We start from the raw sequence: 16,413 nt of genomic DNA on the forward strand, positions 1-16,413 counted from the left end.
ACTATTAGGTTCATCCAAATTGCTGCTGCATTTTAATGGTGTGGATTATATCGCCAAAGTATTTGTCAATAACAAGTTCGTCGGCGAGCATACGGGTTTATTTGGTTCCTTTGAATTTGATATCCATTCTTATGTACATACAGGCAAAAATCTGCTCGAAATAAAGGTATACAACGATGCTATTATGATGGGCGATAATTTCTTTACAGGTCCTCATAGGAAGTTTGGTAAAAAACTGGCTGCCTGTGGTGGTCCTGGTTGGAATGCAGTTGGGGGCTGGACAAACTGCCCGCCTGGTTTTGGCATTTGGCAGGACTGTTATCTGGAGAAACGCGCCGATGTTTTTATCAACGATATCTATGTGCGCCCATTACTGCAACAATCTATAGCTGTCGTGAGCATTGAAGTGCCGGTAAGTGCAAAGGATGTATCTCTTTCTTATTCGCTATACGGGCAGAACTTTAAAGCGACCATTAACAAAAAAAGAATGGTTGATAAAAAAGATATCCGTATTCGACCGTTAAACGATCGTTTCAACATCTGGACATTCAACACCGTTATTGCGAAAAAGAACTTGCGACTCTGGTCACCCGATGCGCCTTGGCTCTATCAGATACAGGTGGAGCTGGACCAACATGGGAAAACGGTAGATGCTGTGAAAAAGCAATTTGGGATGCGCTCTTTTGAACAATCGACCAGTAGTGTACCTACGGGACGTTTTTATTTGAACGGGCAGGAAATAAAACTTCGGGGCGCTAATATGATGGGCAACATCATGCAATGTGTGATGAGAAAGGATTGGCGGCAACTGGAAAACGATATATTGTTGGCTAAAATTGCCGGTATGAATTTTTGGCGGATGACACAGCAGCCCTGTCAGGAAGAAGCATATGATTATTTCGATAAATTGGGTTTGATGGCTCAAACAGATATGCCTGCATTCAATGGATATCGTAAAGATGTAGTGAGAAACGAGAATGCGCAATTTGTGGAATTGTTGCGTTTAGTAAGAAGTCATCCGTCTAATATCATGATCAGCTATTTGAACGAGCCTGATTTCAGCAAGCCGATGATGTTGAGCCGTGCGGGGCATCAACAGCTCTTCTATGGTTTTGATTCTGTTGCACAATTGATGAATCCGGGCCAGGTATGCAAATGGGTAGAGGGTGATTATATAAATCTCTCGCCGCGCTTTTCAGACGATCATGATTATGATATATGGTATGGAAATGGGATCCGAAAAACGTATTTCGGTAGTTGGTTTGATACGCGTAAAGGTTGGATGTATGGTTGTGGCGAATTTGGCGCGGAGGGCCTTGATGATATTGAATTTATGAAAAAGAATTATCCGAAGACCTGGCTACAATCAAATGACGGCAAGTGGAATCCCAAAATTATTCCGGGTTGCCAGACCCCAACCGTAGGAGCGAAGTGGCTGGTGCTAAAAGATTCGTCGATGGTGCAATGGGTAACGCAAAGTCGTATCTATCAGCAATGGGCTATTCGACTATTCACTGAAGCACTTCGCCGTGATGATAATCTGAACTCTTTCGCCGTTCACCTGCTCATCGACGCATGGCCGGCCGGCTGGTTAAAATCATTAATGGATGCAGACAGACAGGCTAAACCGGCCTATTTTGCTTATCGAAACGCGTTACGCCCTGTCGCAGTCAACCTGCGGCCCGATGCGTTTTATGGTTTTTCGGCAGACAGCAGTAGGATTGCAGTTTTTGTTTGCAATGATGAACCGTATATGATTAAGGGCGCAAATCTACGTTACCAAGTGCTGCAAAATGACAGGGTATTATCTGCCGGCACAATACCGGTGACGCAGCGTGCAAGTCATGTAGATTTTAAGGGCTACCTGAAATTCAAATTGCCGAACGTGCAAAAGCGCCAGTCAATTAAAGTGCAAGTGGGATTATTTGACGCGAAACGTCAATTAATTAATAATAGTGATTATGACATTGATGTATTCCCTGCAACGGACAAAGGGAAAAAACTGGATCGGCCGGGGGGTTACAGACAACGTTTGATTGCACACTAGGTGCATTTTTTAGAAAATTAGAAAATATATGCAAATGAAAAAGGCTGTATTAATGATGCTGCTGCTGTCATTGGGTAGCTGGGTCATAGCGCAGAACAATCGTATAACAGGGAATGTCCTTTCCTCTTTAAGCGGCATAGCCTCCTTTGAGGTTTGGCGATATAATGACAATAACCTGAAACAAAAGCTACTTATTCCCGCTTCGAAACCCGGTGAAGGCAGGTTAAAAACAGCGACAGCTATTTGGCAATACACCATCAGTTCTGTTCAACAGATGAAAGATGGAGCCTTACAATTTGAAGTAAAATTTAAACTGGAGCGGGGAACTGAACAAAGTGCTTCGGTAGCAGTCAATTTTAATTTCTCCGACTGGAGCACCGGCAACTATGTGCTTATTCCTGGTGTAGTCTACGATGGCAACCGCTTCCCGATGCTGAAAAGTGGTTATATGCCTCCTTATCCGTCCTATATGTATTTTGACAAAAATCTGCCCCTTACTTTCTCCCATGACCCAGGACTCGCATTACATCGCCATGAACCGTCGAAGATTGAACTGCTCACGTGGAGTACGGCAACTCCCGGCATAGGTTTTCTCTCCAAGGAGAAAAAGCGGGGTTTTATTGTATTGACCGGGCCTAAAACAAAGTTGGGTGTATCAGCTTTGACGGTAGAAGAAAGTAATGACCGAAGTAAAGCAACTTTCTCCGTTACTGCTCCCGGCGTGCGGAAAAATATAGCCGGTTTTGGCGATTTTAGAGAAAGCCATGACAGGGCGCATAATTGGAAACAAGGAGAAGAAGTGACTGTGCAATTATATGTGTACGTATTTGCCGCTAGGAATATGGCCGACTTCCTGAATACCTGGATGAATAAACGAAAAGCATTACTGGGTCAGACACCACAATATTATGTGGCACCTATGAGTGCTATATTTAAATACTCCAAACAGCTAATGGATAAGGGACATTTTCACGATGCACCTTATGCTTCCATTTATTTTCCCGAAGGCAACGATACGCGTTTTCAGTTGGGTTGGGTAGGAGGCATGATGGATAGCTATCCGATGCTATCGTTAAACGATTCGCTCCATCTCTACAGAGCGGCCAATACAATTGATTTCGTGGTAAATAGGATGCAGGGAAAAAGCGGTTATTTTTATGGCATTATTGATAACGGCAAAACGTTTGTGCCGGAGAGGGGATTACCCGCAGCATTGAAACCGAAATATCCCCTTATTGTTTCTTCGGCGATGGTGCGTAAAAATGCTGACGGCTTGTTTTGGTTCTGTAAACAATTTATGCTTTACAAGGCTTTGAACCATAGCGGTGATATAAAACCTTCCTGGGAAGCAGCGGCGAAAAAGCTCGCCTGGGCCTTTGTGCGTACCTGGAAAAAGAATAAGGATCTTGGACAGTACGTTGACCCGGAATCAGGAGAAGTGCTGGTGTTTAATTCTACTGCTGGTGCCGTTGCCCCGGCGGGGCTGGTCTTGGCGGCTAAATATTTTAATGAACCAGCATTCCTTAGCTGTGCAAAAAAAATTGCGCAAAGCTATTATCATCGCTTCACCGAAACACTGGGTTTGACCGGGGGCAACTGTGGCGACATCAGTCAGGATGCCGATTCTGAATCGGCCTTTGAATTGCTTGAATCTTTTATGGCACTATACTGGGCCACGGACGATCCGCAATGGTTGTCAAAAGCAAAGGTCCAGGCGGCATTGTGCTCTACCTGGACGACGTCTTACAATTATGAATTTCCGCTCGGCTCCGATCTGAGAAGTTTTAACGCACATAGTGTCGGTGCCGTTTGGGCAAGTGCTCAAAACAAACATGCGGCACCAGGCATCTGTACTGCTTCGGGTGATTATTTATTTAAATTATATAGGGCAACCGGCGAAACAAAATATGCGCAATTACTACGTGATATTGTGAACGGACATACGGAAGAGGTAGAACTTCCGGGTCGTGCTACGGTATCAACAGGTGTGAAGGATCGTACAAGAGGTACCAAATGGGGTAGCTCTATGGAACGGGTACAAACATCTGATGCTGAGGGGGATGACGGGATCGGGCGATTATATAGCGGTGATAATGGATGGACCGTGCTCAATGGTATGTTGATGAGCCTCGAGTTACCTGGTATTTATGTGCAGACGGACAAGAATAAAATGTTTGTATTCGATCAGGTAAAAGTAAAAAAAACGAAGAATGATAAAGGGATGATTACACTCTCCATTAACAATCCAACACCATTTGATGCCGTGGTGTCCATTTTTGCAGAAACGTCCGGGGCGGCAAAACGCCCGTTGGGCTATACAGCATTTTTAAAATGGAAGAAAGTAAAAGTTAAAGCGGGGAAAACAATTGAAGTGGAATTATAGCTGTAACCGAAAAAATATGTTTTTATGGTACACAAAAAATGTCGGCGTAAAGGGTATCTTTTTCTTGTCAATATTCTTTCACCACAACGCATGATACAAAAAGAGCATTGTGCCGATATTAAATTTCCTGGGATTGTGAACAATTATCTGCAAAAATGTAAAAATGAAATTATCTGGTTCAACTTATTTAATTCTAATCTGCTTCGCCGCCGGCCTTGGTGGATTCTTGTTCGGATTCGATACAGCCGTTATTTCCGGCTGCATCAATTTTCTTCGATTCCAGTTTCATCTTAGCGCTATAATGGAAGGGTGGATTATGAGTTCGGCATTATTGGGATGTATGCTGGGTGCGGCTGTCGCTGGTTGGCTGGCTGATCGTTTCGGAAGGCGGTTAGTGCTGGTTTTTTCGGCGTGGCTGTTTATTATTTCTGCTTTTTTTTCTGCCGTTGCAGCTTCGCCCGAGCAGTTGATGATTGCCCGAATCATAGGAGGCATAGGGGTTGGCTTCGCTGCAATGGTAGCCCCCATGTTCATTGCTGAAATGTCTCCGGCTTCTTTAAGGGGGCGGATGGTTTCATTATACCAATTCGCCATTACATTAGGCATCCTTTGTTCTTATCTGTCCAATTCTTGGTTGCTGAATTTGTCGTCCACCCATCATTTTGGCAATTGGATAAGTCACTATTTGCTGGATGAAGTATGGAGGGCGATGCTGGGTTCTAATATGCTGCCGGCAGCCTTGTTTTTAATATTTCTTTTGATGGTGCCCGAGAGCCCGAGATGGCTGATCGCAAAAGGTAAAGATCATAAAGGTTTTGAGATACTGAAACGTATCAACGGAGCTGAGAAAGCGAAAACCGAATCGGCCTCCATCGCCATTGCCATCAAAGAAGAGCGTGGGACCTTCCAGGAATTATTTTCCAAGAAGTATCGGGCCGCGTTATTGATCGGCGTATTGTTACCCTTTCTGAGCCAAATGTCAGGCATTACTACCGTGATGTATTATGCACCGGCCATATTTCAAAAAGCCGGATTGCAAACATCCTCTGCTATGAGTACTGCCGCAATAATAGGTGGCTTTAATGCGTTATTTACATTGCTGGCCATTTGGAAAATTGATGTGTGGGGGCGCAAGCCGCTACTGGTGACTGGTTTTATTGGTTTGAGTATCGCTCTAATAGCCATCGGTTGGTTGTTTACTGACCAGCAAGGAGGCTATTACTTGTCGGGTGGATTTATTTTCTATATAGCCGTATTTGCTGCTACGCTGGGCCCCGGAGTTTGGGTATTAATTGCTGAAATCTATCCTACTTCCATTAGAGGTAGAGCTATGTCACTCGCCACATTGTCTCTTTTCTTCGGTTCCGCCTTTGTAACGCAAACTTATCCTTTGTTGCGTGACTGGCTGGGCATAGGAATGACTTTTATTCTTTATGGTTTGGTAATGGTTCCTGCCGCAATTTTTGTAATAAAAAAAATACCCGAAACAAAGGGCAGAAGCCTGGAAGAAATAGAACAATATTGGAAACAAACAAAGGAACCCGCTTCGCTTCAAAAGCATATTTAAAAAGTTATTTAAAGGAAGTGAACCGAAAAAATCACTTTAAGCAACTTAATATTTGCCTGCGTTCTCTTCGACGCAAGGGCATAAACCAATTACCGTTCGCATTGGATTTAAAAATACAGATCATCCATTGCTTAGGAGTTGAACGGTTGCTTTGCTAAGTTATAGCCACAAAATATAGTTTGAATGGATTCCACCGCGACCCGTAAACTTAGGGGTCCACGGATGCATTTGTACCAAGCGCAACTGAGAAAATTTCCACCAACTGGCATGTTGTTTTGTGATAAAAGAGAGAGAGGTATTAGAGGCATTGTAGCCTTTTTTGCTTTTTCTATCAGTCGCAAAAAAAAATAATAAACGTTCGTAAATTGACATTTTTTTTTCGCAAACTGCACAAACTATAACATATTAACCGTATAATTTTAACATCTAAAGAAGAACCACAGATTAGTTGCAATTATTTGTTAATAGTGCTAGCCGATAGCTAAAGAACTTCGCCTTTTCGATTGGTTGCAATTTCTTTTTTGGGTGAATAGGGATTTTTTCGGCAATTGGTTTTCTACAAGTATTGGAATTCGTAAGGTGTTTCGATATCCGAACAGCCCAATGTGACAAAGTTTGGCCAACTGTGTCATTACTGTTGTTTTGTTATCATGATTGTAAATTCTTTAATTAATAACTATAAAGATTTTTATATGAAAATGAATCTACAGCCCAGACTGCTTAAAATGTATGGGTTTTTACTCTGGATGGCTTTGTTTACTTTTTGTATTTCAACCAGCAGATACGCGCAGGCTGGCAAAGAAATCCATGGTACTATCACAAATATGGCCAACAAGCCTTTATCCGGTGTGTCCGTTGGTGTGAAAGGAACCAAAAATATCGTCTTAAGTGATGATGCTGGCCAGTATCACATAAATGCAAAGGTTGGCGCGACTTTAGAATTCTCTTATATAGGACTGGCGAAACAGGAAATCATCGTGGGTGCGAAAAGTCAAATTGATATAGCATTAGCACCTGACGCCAATTCTTTAAATGATGTCGTAGTGGTTGGTTATGGAACGCAAAAAAAGATAGACCTAACAGGTTCCATTGCTACAGTAAAAGGCGATGAGTTAGAAAAGCGCCATGTTGTTGACCCCGCTAGTTCGATGGAGGGGCTGTTGCCCGGTGTTAGTGTCGTCCAGAACTCAGGACAGCCGGGGGGGGAGGGCACAAGTATCCAAATTCGCGGCCAAGGCACCTATAGTGGAGCAGGTTCGAATCCTCTTGTCCTTATTGACGGTGTTGAAGGTGACCTGTCTACTTTGGATCCTGCTACCATTGAGTCTGTTTCTGTCTTGAAAGATGCCGCTTCCGCGTCTATTTATGGTAGCCGTGGGGCCAACGGAGTAATATTGGTAACTACTAAAGACGGTAGCGAAAACAAAGGAAAATTTAAGGTTAATTACAATATAAACTATAGTTTAGCTAATCCGACTACGCTACCTGATCTGGTTACTAACTCGGTTCAGTATATGCAACTTTTCAACGAGGGTAAGCTTAACGGTGGAATCACGGATCCTAATCAGCTTTATCCCGATTCAATTATTGCCTTGTATCAAAATCCTTCGGATCCGATTAAATACCCCAATGCTAACTGGGCATCTATAATGTTTAAAACCGCACCAACGCTGATAAATACATTATCGATAAGCGGCGGAGAAAAAACTACTTATAACGCGACCATAAGCTATACTAACCAAAAGGGGGATATGCAAGCATTTAGTTATAAGAAATTTAATGCCCGCTTTAATTTGGCTTCTCGGATAAGTAAGATATTTCGTGTCGGCTTTAATATTGGTTTAAATAATGGCAACCAGTCTCAACCTATGAATGGTGCAGCGGATGCATTTTATCAAACCATTGCACACCCGCCAACAGCATTGCCTTTCTTGCCCGATGGTAGCGGAAGATATACTTATCAGGCTTATCCCTGGGAATCTACAAGATCAAATCAGTTTGCGGCCAATAATCAATTAGCGGAGAATGTCAGTTATACTATCACCAGTCAGGCTTGGGCTGATTTGGAAATTATCGATCGTTTGCATTGGTTTACCAAGGTTGCCGTTAATGGCACTTTCAATCGTAATAAATCTTTTGCTGCCGAAGTGCCTGTATATAATTATTTCAACCCAGATAATTTGGGTTTTTCCAGCAGTATTCCCGGAACTGGTTTAAATGAATCGATGGACCAGACCATTTATAAAAATCTTTATTCCTACTTGACTTATAACCATGCTTTCGGAAAACATGAAATTAGTGTGCAGGGTGGTTATAGCATGGAGCAGGATAATTATTATTTTTTGCAGGCATCGAGGCCTAGTTACTCGGTTGGCAGTTTGCAAGAGTTAAATGCGGGGGATGCCACGCCGCAATATAATAGTGGTACCAGTAACGCATGGGCTTTAGAGTCGTTTTTTGGAAGAGCTAATTATAATTACCAGAATAAATATCTTTTTGAGGCAAATGTAAGATACGACGGAAGCTCGCGTTTGTCACCCGATAGCCGCTGGGGGATATTCCCATCTTTTTCAGCTGGCTGGAGAATAACAGAAGAAAAATTCATGGAAAATATTAAGAAATCCTGGTTGACAGATTTGAAAATTCGTGGTTCATGGGGACAGTTGGGAAATCAAAACATTGGTCTATACCCTTATCAGTCATTAATTAATATAGGTACAAATTATCCTTTCGGTTCCAATTTGCAAACCGGTGCTGAACAAAGTACTTTGAATAACCCTAGTATAAGCTGGGAGACAACGACCATGTCGGATATAGGTTTTGACGCGACATTATTTAAACATTTGAATGTGACCTTTGATGCCTATAAAAAATTAACTACAAATATTTTAAGATCCGCTCAGATTACCGGTATTGTCGGCCTGTCGGCGCCTACAATTAACAGTGGAGCCATGTCTGATGTAGGCTTAGAACTCGCTGTAAAATATAGTAATACCGTGCAGGACGGTGCTTTAGAAGGCTTGACTTATAATGCCGGATTCAATATCAGCGGTTTTAGGAATAAAGTGGTAGACTTTGGTACGCCCCAGGATAATGGCTCTTCGATCATTGAACAGGGCAAGCCCTGGAATAGTTTTTATATATTGCAACTCGATGGAATCTTTCAGGATCAGGCTGAAATCGATGCATCCCCTAAACAATTTGGCGAAACTACTGCCCCCGGCGACCTAAAATTCAAAGACATTAATAAGGATGGCGTGATAGATAATAACGACAGAGTGCTGATGACAAAAGGCGTGTTCCCTGCCTATAATTTCGGAATTAATTTAAGCGCATCTTTTAAAGGATTTGATATTTATGCATTTGTACAAAGTGTACAGGGGCAAAAAGGAATATTTGGCGGCGGTGGCATCGTGCCGTTCTGGGCGGCTATTCCACCCACAAAACAAATTGCTGAACAAAGCTGGACGCCCGAAAATCATTCGAACACCATGCCAAAATTGTATTATTACACTACTTCGGGATCGGCTAGAATTTACAATCACCCATCCACATTTTTATTGTACGACATGTCTTATATAAGGGTTAAAAACCTTCAAATCGGTTATACTTTGCCAAAATCGGTCGCTAAAAAGATTGCAATGAGTAATCTGCGGTTATATGTATCTGGCGACAACTTGTTCACATTTACTAAATTCCCCGGAATGGATCCCGAAACCCCGCAGGGGGCATATTTGACGTACCCTCAAAATAAGGTGATTTCTTTCGGCCTATCTGCAACCTTTTAAATCTTAGAAAAATGAAAAAACTACATAAACATGTTATTTTCTGCGTTGTATTATTAATGTTCGCAGGATGTAAAAAAGATTTAAATTTAAATCCAACCGACCAATTATCCGCGGGTATATTCTGGAAATCAAAAAGCGATTTTGATATGGCCCTTGCTGGCTGCTATAATACTTTGCAGGACTACTTTATATCGTCGGGTATCCAGGATTTTGACGGCCTATCCGACAATGGCTTCGATTGGTTTTCCTATGGAAACGAACAGTCGATTGACCAATCGCTTACGGTATCTTCCCATGCTACTGATTTTTGGTATTATAACGGATATCGGCGGTTAGCTACTTATAATACTTTTTTGCAAAACCTCAGCCAGTATAAAGGCACAGACATAAGTGCGAGCGATAAGAATTATTATATGGCGCAAGTTCAGCTGTTTCGTGCGATGGAATATTATAGGCTATATACCTTGTTTGGCTCTGTGCCATTAGTTACGGTGCCACTTACCATAGCTACAGAGCAACAAGCCAAAGCACCAGCCAGCGATATTTTTAATCAAATAATATCGGACTGTGATTTCGCTATTGCAAATTTACCGGATGTGCCTTTTTCAGCCAACAACGATCATTTCGTAAAGGCGTCAGCACAGTTACTTGCCGCACGGGCCTATTTATATGTGGGTTACGATCAAAACGGACATGCGGTTGTCGATAATTTAACAAAGGCTGCGCAACTTACGACGGCAATCATTAACTCAGGCCTGTATAAATTGTCTCCTTATTACCGTGGGTTGTTTGCACATAGTCTTGGTCAACAAGAAAATAATCCGGAATATATTGGTGCGGTACATTATTTAGCTCCTTCAGACAATAAGTATGGTCAATACGGTTTCAATATCTCTACCATGCAGTTTTATTGGGTTTCAGTCTCTGTCCTTCCTTCTTTATTAAATGAATATGAATTTAGTGATGGCACGCCGTACAATCCTTCGGATTCACGTGTAGATCATAATTATTTATATAAAAACAGAGACCCACGTATGGGGGAAACAGTTTGTAAAGATACCGTTCATTGGGAAGATGGTACATGGGGTTTGGTAAACTCCGGTAAGTCATCAACTCTCCCTTATATATATTGGAAGGTGTGTGATGAAGACGAAGTGAAACAAAACGGAGGCACCAGCAATCAAAAATCGAATACTTTAGTTACCTCTTATGTACCGATTATGCGCTATGCGGAGGTGCTGCTCAGTGATGCTGAAGCGATAAACGAAATTACCGGACCAACTCCACAAGTCTATCAAGATATCAATTTAATACGGGCCAGAGTAAACATGCCTGCGTTACCACCCGGCCTTGACCAAAGTCAAATGCGTGCACGAATCAGGCATGAACGAAGAGTTGAACTTGCATTTGAAGGTTTTAGGTATCTGGATTTAAAACGCTGGCATCTCGCCCAAACAGTACTCGATGGGTTTAACGATGGCGTAATAACACGAACATTCCCCGCCAAAAATTATTTATGGCCATTGCCAGAACAAGAGTTGCAAATTAATAAGTTGCTGGTACAAAATCCGGATTATAAATAAATAAGCATTGCTAAATGAAATTACCTTTTTGTTGAGAATAAAAAGGTAATTTCATTTAGCAATTTTTAATAGAAAACCTACCCAAAGTAATCTTTAAATCAATGATCAGTCTAAGAAAACTGAGCGTAGTTTTCGTGAAAAAATTTTGTATAGAAAATAAGAAATGATGCATAGTATTATTAAAGAACACAAAAAGATTGGGCTTATATTAATTTGCCTTCTGTGTTTCCAATTTATTTTTGGTCAGAAACGGCTAGATGAGAATCAGATCATCCCCACTCTGGATGAACTTTCGGCGCGATGGAGGCCGTCATGGCAAGATGAACAAACACCGGCGATCTGCAATTTTCATGGCGGGATGCAGGCTGGCAAAAACGTAATGGGCATTATAAACCTGACCCAACCGCCATGGTCGCAAGGTCCAGCGTTTGATCAAGGCACTATCATGGAGTTGCGTGTTAACAACAAGGGCATTAATTCAACCGCTTCAAAATGGTATCCTTATCAAATATTGAGAAAAGCAATTGCCGATAGTTGTTCAATAGAAACGACGACCAGGATGGTTTTTGAAAAGCCAGGAATATTATGGAAGGTAAGACTCTCCAATCTTTCCGCCACAAATGACATACGAACGCATTTGTCATTTGACAATAAGGGACATCTGAGAAGTTTCGCCAATACCACATGGGCCTGGGAGACGCCAAGATCCGGAGATAATAATTTTAAAACGTCTCAGAATGGGAAGCATTGTTTTATGGAGAGTGATGATAAAAGCAATTTACATGCTGCTTTTTATTTCAGCCAGGTACCCTCGGAAATCAGCACGACCGTATCCGGAACATCTGTAGGTTTCGATTTAAGTATCCCCAAAGGGACTTTTGTTGATCTGGAAATCACTATGTCAATCGATACGTCCGAAGATAACGCTTTTAAGATGGCAGCTGACTGGGCTGAGCATTTCAATACCGTTTTCAATGAAGCGCATACAAAATGGGAGCAGAGGTACCAGCTTGCCTTTCAACCCAAAAACGACTTTTATTCCGGATGGTTGCCTACACTTAAAACAAAGGACCAATCTTTACGGCGGATATACTACTCCAGTATCGTTACCTTGCTCGAATTAATGCGGACAAACTTTTCGCATTCTGGTTATAAACATGTGTTTGTGACGGCTTCACCTGCGTATGCCAACACCCTGACCTATTATTGGGACCCAATTTCCTATGCTACAATTTGGGCGTTGCTTGACCCAAAAGCAATGAAATCACAACTAAAACTATTCTTATCACAGGATTTGAAAAAGGGATACGCAGTGGACTTTCTTACATTAAAACAAGTTGGACCCTGGTATTCTGCAAATGAATATACAGTATTCCATACCGCGTACACGTATCTCAACGTAACGGCAGACACGAGCTTTTTGAATGAAAAGATAAACGGAGAAAAAGTAATGGACAGATTAGCGCAGATTGGTACTGCATGGACGAAGCTAACAAATGGCAAGTCGCTTTTGGCTGATTATGGGGGTGCCGAAAATCTTTCGGAAACCATACCTTCTTATATTCATAAGGTTCCGTTCCTGAATGCGGCCAATGTCTGGATGATGAGATCACTGGCTCAGTTATACTTGTCCAGAGGAGCGGTTGCAAAATCCCGAGCATTGAATGTATCTGCAACCAAATTGTCTAATGAGATCAAGGGTCTGTATGTGAATGGGAAAGGGTACTGGCAATGTTTATATCCGGATGGAAAACTTGTACCTGTTGAAACATGCATAGATTTTTTAACTATCGGCAGATGTATGCCGGCGGATTTAACTGAAAAGATGAAAACCGAAATGACGGATTTTGTGGATAAAAAATTGTGGGTGGGAAACTGGATGAGGGCTTTGGCTCTTGATGATTCATCGGCACAAAAGACGCTTTCAAGTGAGAAAGGAAGGCAGAGCATCAAGGCACCTTGGCCGGGACCGTCCCTTAGGGCCGATCACGGTGTCACCGGTTCTTATGATGCGTGGCCCGCTCTTACCCTGGAATCCTTTGTGCATTTGGGTAAGCCGATCCGGGGCCTTGAAATGCTTCATAATGTAGAACCTGTTTTGGAGGAAGGTCCATTTGGTCAGAGCAGGTATGTCTCAGGTGAAATAAAACCTGTTAGAAAGGCATCCTTTGGCGGACAGGATTATTATGAGGGGGCTGGTGCAGCCTTTGCCGAAGTTATTATCAGGACACTTTTTGGTTTTGATCCTAGCCCTGACGGACAAATGATCCAATTAAAAAATACTTTTAGAGGATTTAAGGGCGAGCTATTGAATGTGAATTATAAGAAAACAAATTATTCGATAAAAAGTGGAGAACATGGGATAGAAACACGTGTACAATACAAGTAATGTTTTATAAATTCTGTGCTTTTCATGCCATGGAAACCGACGCAATAGTTCGAATCTAATAATAAGGATCCATTCACATTCAGCAGATCCGCAACTGGTGCTGTTAAATAAAAAAAATAATTATAAGCCTTTTTAAAATATGCACAATACAATTGATTTGTCGGGTAAAAATGTTTTAGTCACAGGTGCTTCGCAGGGCATAGGTGCAGCCATAGCTGAAGCCATGGCTTGCTGCGGTGCCAATGTGCTGATTAACTATATAATGGATGAAGAAAAAACCTGCGCATTTGCTAAGCGTTTATCTGTACAATATAAAGTGACTTGTAAAGTTTATTTTGCTAATATAAGTATCGCGGAGCAGGTGGATAGCATGTTCGATTTTATGGACAAACAAATGGGTGACATCGACGTACTTGTGAATAATGCAGGAATTGAAACGGTCAACGACGCGCTGGAAATGCCCTTACATGAATGGGACCGGATCATGGATACAAATCTGAAAGGTTCTTTCTATTGTTCGCAACTTGCCGGCCGGCGAATGCGAGATAAGAAAAAAGGTGTTATTCTAAACATTTCATCCATCCATGATAAAGTGGCCAGAAAAGGTCTTGTACATTACTGCTGTTCTAAGGCCGCAATCAACATGATGACCAAATGTATGGCACTTGAACTTGCAGCACATAATATCCGCGTGCTGGCAATTTCCCCCGGTGCCATAGAAACCGAAATGAATGCAAAAGAAATCGAACTGTTTGGACGAGAAAAATTCGAAAACTGGATACCGTTTGGAAGGCTTGGTGTGGTGGATGATATAGCTTGGATGTCTGCTTTTTTGGCAAGTAATAAAGCGGCCTATCTGACCGGTACGGAGATTTATGTGGATGGTGGATACAAGGAAAGTACCATTCAATATGACCCAAGAAATTAAATAGCCTGCAGATGGATATGAGTTTGCAAAAGACTTATAGCAACAACGGGAATTAAAATCAGTGCAGCATACATAGGGTACGGTTTCGATTTTTGGCATTACGCTGCCCTATAAAATAAGTATGGTGCAGAAAAAGTATAATGTTGTCTGATGAGACTATTGTTGAACAGTGACGCGCCAAAGGGTTACTTCTGTTGACGATAGATAAGGGCGCGGGCGGCGTGATGAAAATCCAAAATGGAAAACGGTTCGTGATATGTACCAGGCTGGCCTTTATAATGTTTTTTGGAGGGAAAGGTAATTTCCTTTCAAAGTGGCGCTCACCGTTTTTCAGCGTCTAATATATAAATAGCAGGCCCTTGCCGGTTATGATATCTGTTGGTGAAATACCGCTTTGGATAGGGACAAAAGTGATTTAAATTAAATGGCTGAGACTAAATTTTATTAATTAACCACGAAAACATAAATAAATAAGTAATGAATAATCCATTGATTGAAACTTATTATACAAATGAAAATGGCTATCACCCTTTTTTTATTCGTAAGCACTGGCAAGTGGCACAATTAAATTATTTACCTCATTTGTCATTTACTACCGTTGACCGGCTCGAAAAGCACCAGCAAACCGACGAAGTTTTTGTATTGACAAAAGGAAAAGCTGTACTGATTGCCGCTACTATTGAAAATGACCGGCCAAATTTTGAATGTACCTTGATGCAAGTCGGTGTTACTTATAATATTGCTGTAAATATGTGGCACAGTGTCGCTATGGATAAAGCAACTGAAATTATTATAGTAGAACAAAGTAATACTCATTTAGGGGATGTCCATTATTATCCCTTGTTGGATTCCGATGGGCTTAGATTGAAAGGGCAGATACTTCAATTAATAGATCAAGCAAATTAAACTACTTAATTAAACAGAAGAATTATGGAACAAAACCATACTTTAGTAAACTGGCAAACCGATAAAGAATTGTTTGACCTGGTGGAAAAAGAATTATATACGCCTGTAGTGGGTGATATTTTGGATGAATTAAATTGTTGTCATCAATTTTTGCCACCGCCGGTGCAACCCATACGGTTGCAGGATAAACTGGTAGGTCGTGCTATGCCGGTACTGATGATAGATGTCTTTGGGCAGCAGAAAAGGCCATTTGGCAAGCTTACAGAAGCATTGGATCAATTGCAGGCGGGTGAGATTTATTTGGGGACAGGAGGTGCGATGCGTTGCGCTTATTGGGGCGAAATTCTTACGGCCACTGCCAAAATGCGTGGCGCAAGAGGAGCAGTGATAAATGGCTATCATCGGGACACGCCCAAGGTATTGGAACAAAATTGGCCGGTCTTCAGTAGGGGCAGATTTGCTCAGGATTCTTCTGTTAGAACACAGGTGGTAGATTATCGTTGCAATATCGAAATTGAGGGTGTATGGATTGAACCTGGTGATTTGGTTTTTGCGGATATGGATGGTGTTTTGATCGTTCCCCGAAAAGTGGAAAAGGAAGTAATTACAAAGGCTTTGCAAAAAGCCAGAGGCGAGAAACTCGTGAGAAAAGAAATTGAAAATGGCATGAGTAGCACCGATGCATTTTCTCAATTTGGAATCTTATAAACTGTAACAATGATGAAGTTAGGTCTTGGTCTTTATAGACACATGCTCAACAGGCAACATTTCGAGTTTGCAAAACACTGTGGCTGTTCTCACTGGGTTGTGCACTTAGTGGAT

10 protein-coding genes are annotated in these 16,413 nt (G+C 41.8%); 9 read left to right on the forward strand and 1 reads right to left on the reverse strand.

Going from position 1 to position 16,413, the window contains the following annotated elements; translation table 11 throughout:
* The 3 genes from ACQR30_RS03165 to ACQR30_RS03175 all read left to right on the forward strand — a co-directional run.
* Window positions 1-2,047 (forward strand): glycoside hydrolase family 2 protein (locus ACQR30_RS03165; RefSeq protein ID WP_429731144.1); only part of this gene is annotated, 2,047 nt, incomplete at its 5' end.
* A gap of 34 nt (window positions 2,048-2,081) precedes the next feature.
* On the forward strand, window positions 2,082-4,430 hold the full coding sequence (locus ACQR30_RS03170) for a hypothetical protein (protein ID WP_429731147.1): 2,349 nt from the start codon (window positions 2,082-2,084) through the stop codon (window positions 4,428-4,430).
* A gap of 163 nt (window positions 4,431-4,593) precedes the next feature.
* Entirely contained in the window at window positions 4,594-5,997 is a 1,404-nt protein-coding gene (locus ACQR30_RS03175) for a sugar porter family MFS transporter (RefSeq protein ID WP_429731150.1), read from the forward strand.
* A gap of 159 nt (window positions 5,998-6,156) precedes the next feature.
* On the opposite strand, the gene ACQR30_RS03180 is transcribed toward ACQR30_RS03175, so the two are convergent.
* A complete protein-coding gene (locus tag ACQR30_RS03180) occupies window positions 6,157-6,369 on the reverse strand; it encodes a hypothetical protein (RefSeq protein ID WP_429731152.1) in 213 nt (70 codons plus the stop codon).
* A gap of 320 nt (window positions 6,370-6,689) precedes the next feature.
* Between ACQR30_RS03180 and ACQR30_RS03185 the strand changes: the two genes are divergently transcribed.
* The 6 genes from ACQR30_RS03185 (at window position 6,690) to ACQR30_RS03210 (ending at window position 16,299) form a co-directional block, all read left to right on the forward strand.
* On the forward strand, window positions 6,690-9,785 hold the full coding sequence (locus ACQR30_RS03185; protein ID WP_429731154.1) for a SusC/RagA family TonB-linked outer membrane protein: 3,096 nt from the start codon (window positions 6,690-6,692) through the stop codon (window positions 9,783-9,785).
* Window positions 9,786-9,796: 11 nt separating this feature from the next.
* Window positions 9,797-11,368 (forward strand): RagB/SusD family nutrient uptake outer membrane protein, encoded by a 1,572-nt coding sequence (locus ACQR30_RS03190; RefSeq protein WP_429731157.1) that lies wholly within the window; start codon window positions 9,797-9,799, stop codon window positions 11,366-11,368.
* A 163-nt stretch (window positions 11,369-11,531) separates the two neighbouring features.
* Entirely contained in the window at window positions 11,532-13,757 is a 2,226-nt protein-coding gene (locus ACQR30_RS03195; protein WP_429731159.1) for a hypothetical protein, read from the forward strand.
* Between the two features lie 139 nt (window positions 13,758-13,896).
* Window positions 13,897-14,685: an SDR family NAD(P)-dependent oxidoreductase gene (locus ACQR30_RS03200; RefSeq protein WP_429731161.1), complete on the forward strand. Its 789-nt coding sequence runs from the start codon at window positions 13,897-13,899 to the stop codon at window positions 14,683-14,685.
* A gap of 477 nt (window positions 14,686-15,162) precedes the next feature.
* Complete coding sequence (locus ACQR30_RS03205; RefSeq protein ID WP_429731163.1) at window positions 15,163-15,591, forward strand: hypothetical protein; 429 nt, start codon at window positions 15,163-15,165, stop codon at window positions 15,589-15,591.
* Window positions 15,592-15,615: 24 nt separating this feature from the next.
* Entirely contained in the window at window positions 15,616-16,299 is a 684-nt protein-coding gene (locus ACQR30_RS03210) for an RraA family protein (protein WP_429731166.1), read from the forward strand.
* The last annotated feature ends 114 nt before the right edge of the window (window positions 16,300-16,413 follow it).

It is taken from the genome of Arachidicoccus sp. (genome assembly GCF_050436765.1).
In the GTDB taxonomy this organism is placed as follows: Bacteria; Bacteroidota; Bacteroidia; order Chitinophagales; family Chitinophagaceae; genus Arachidicoccus.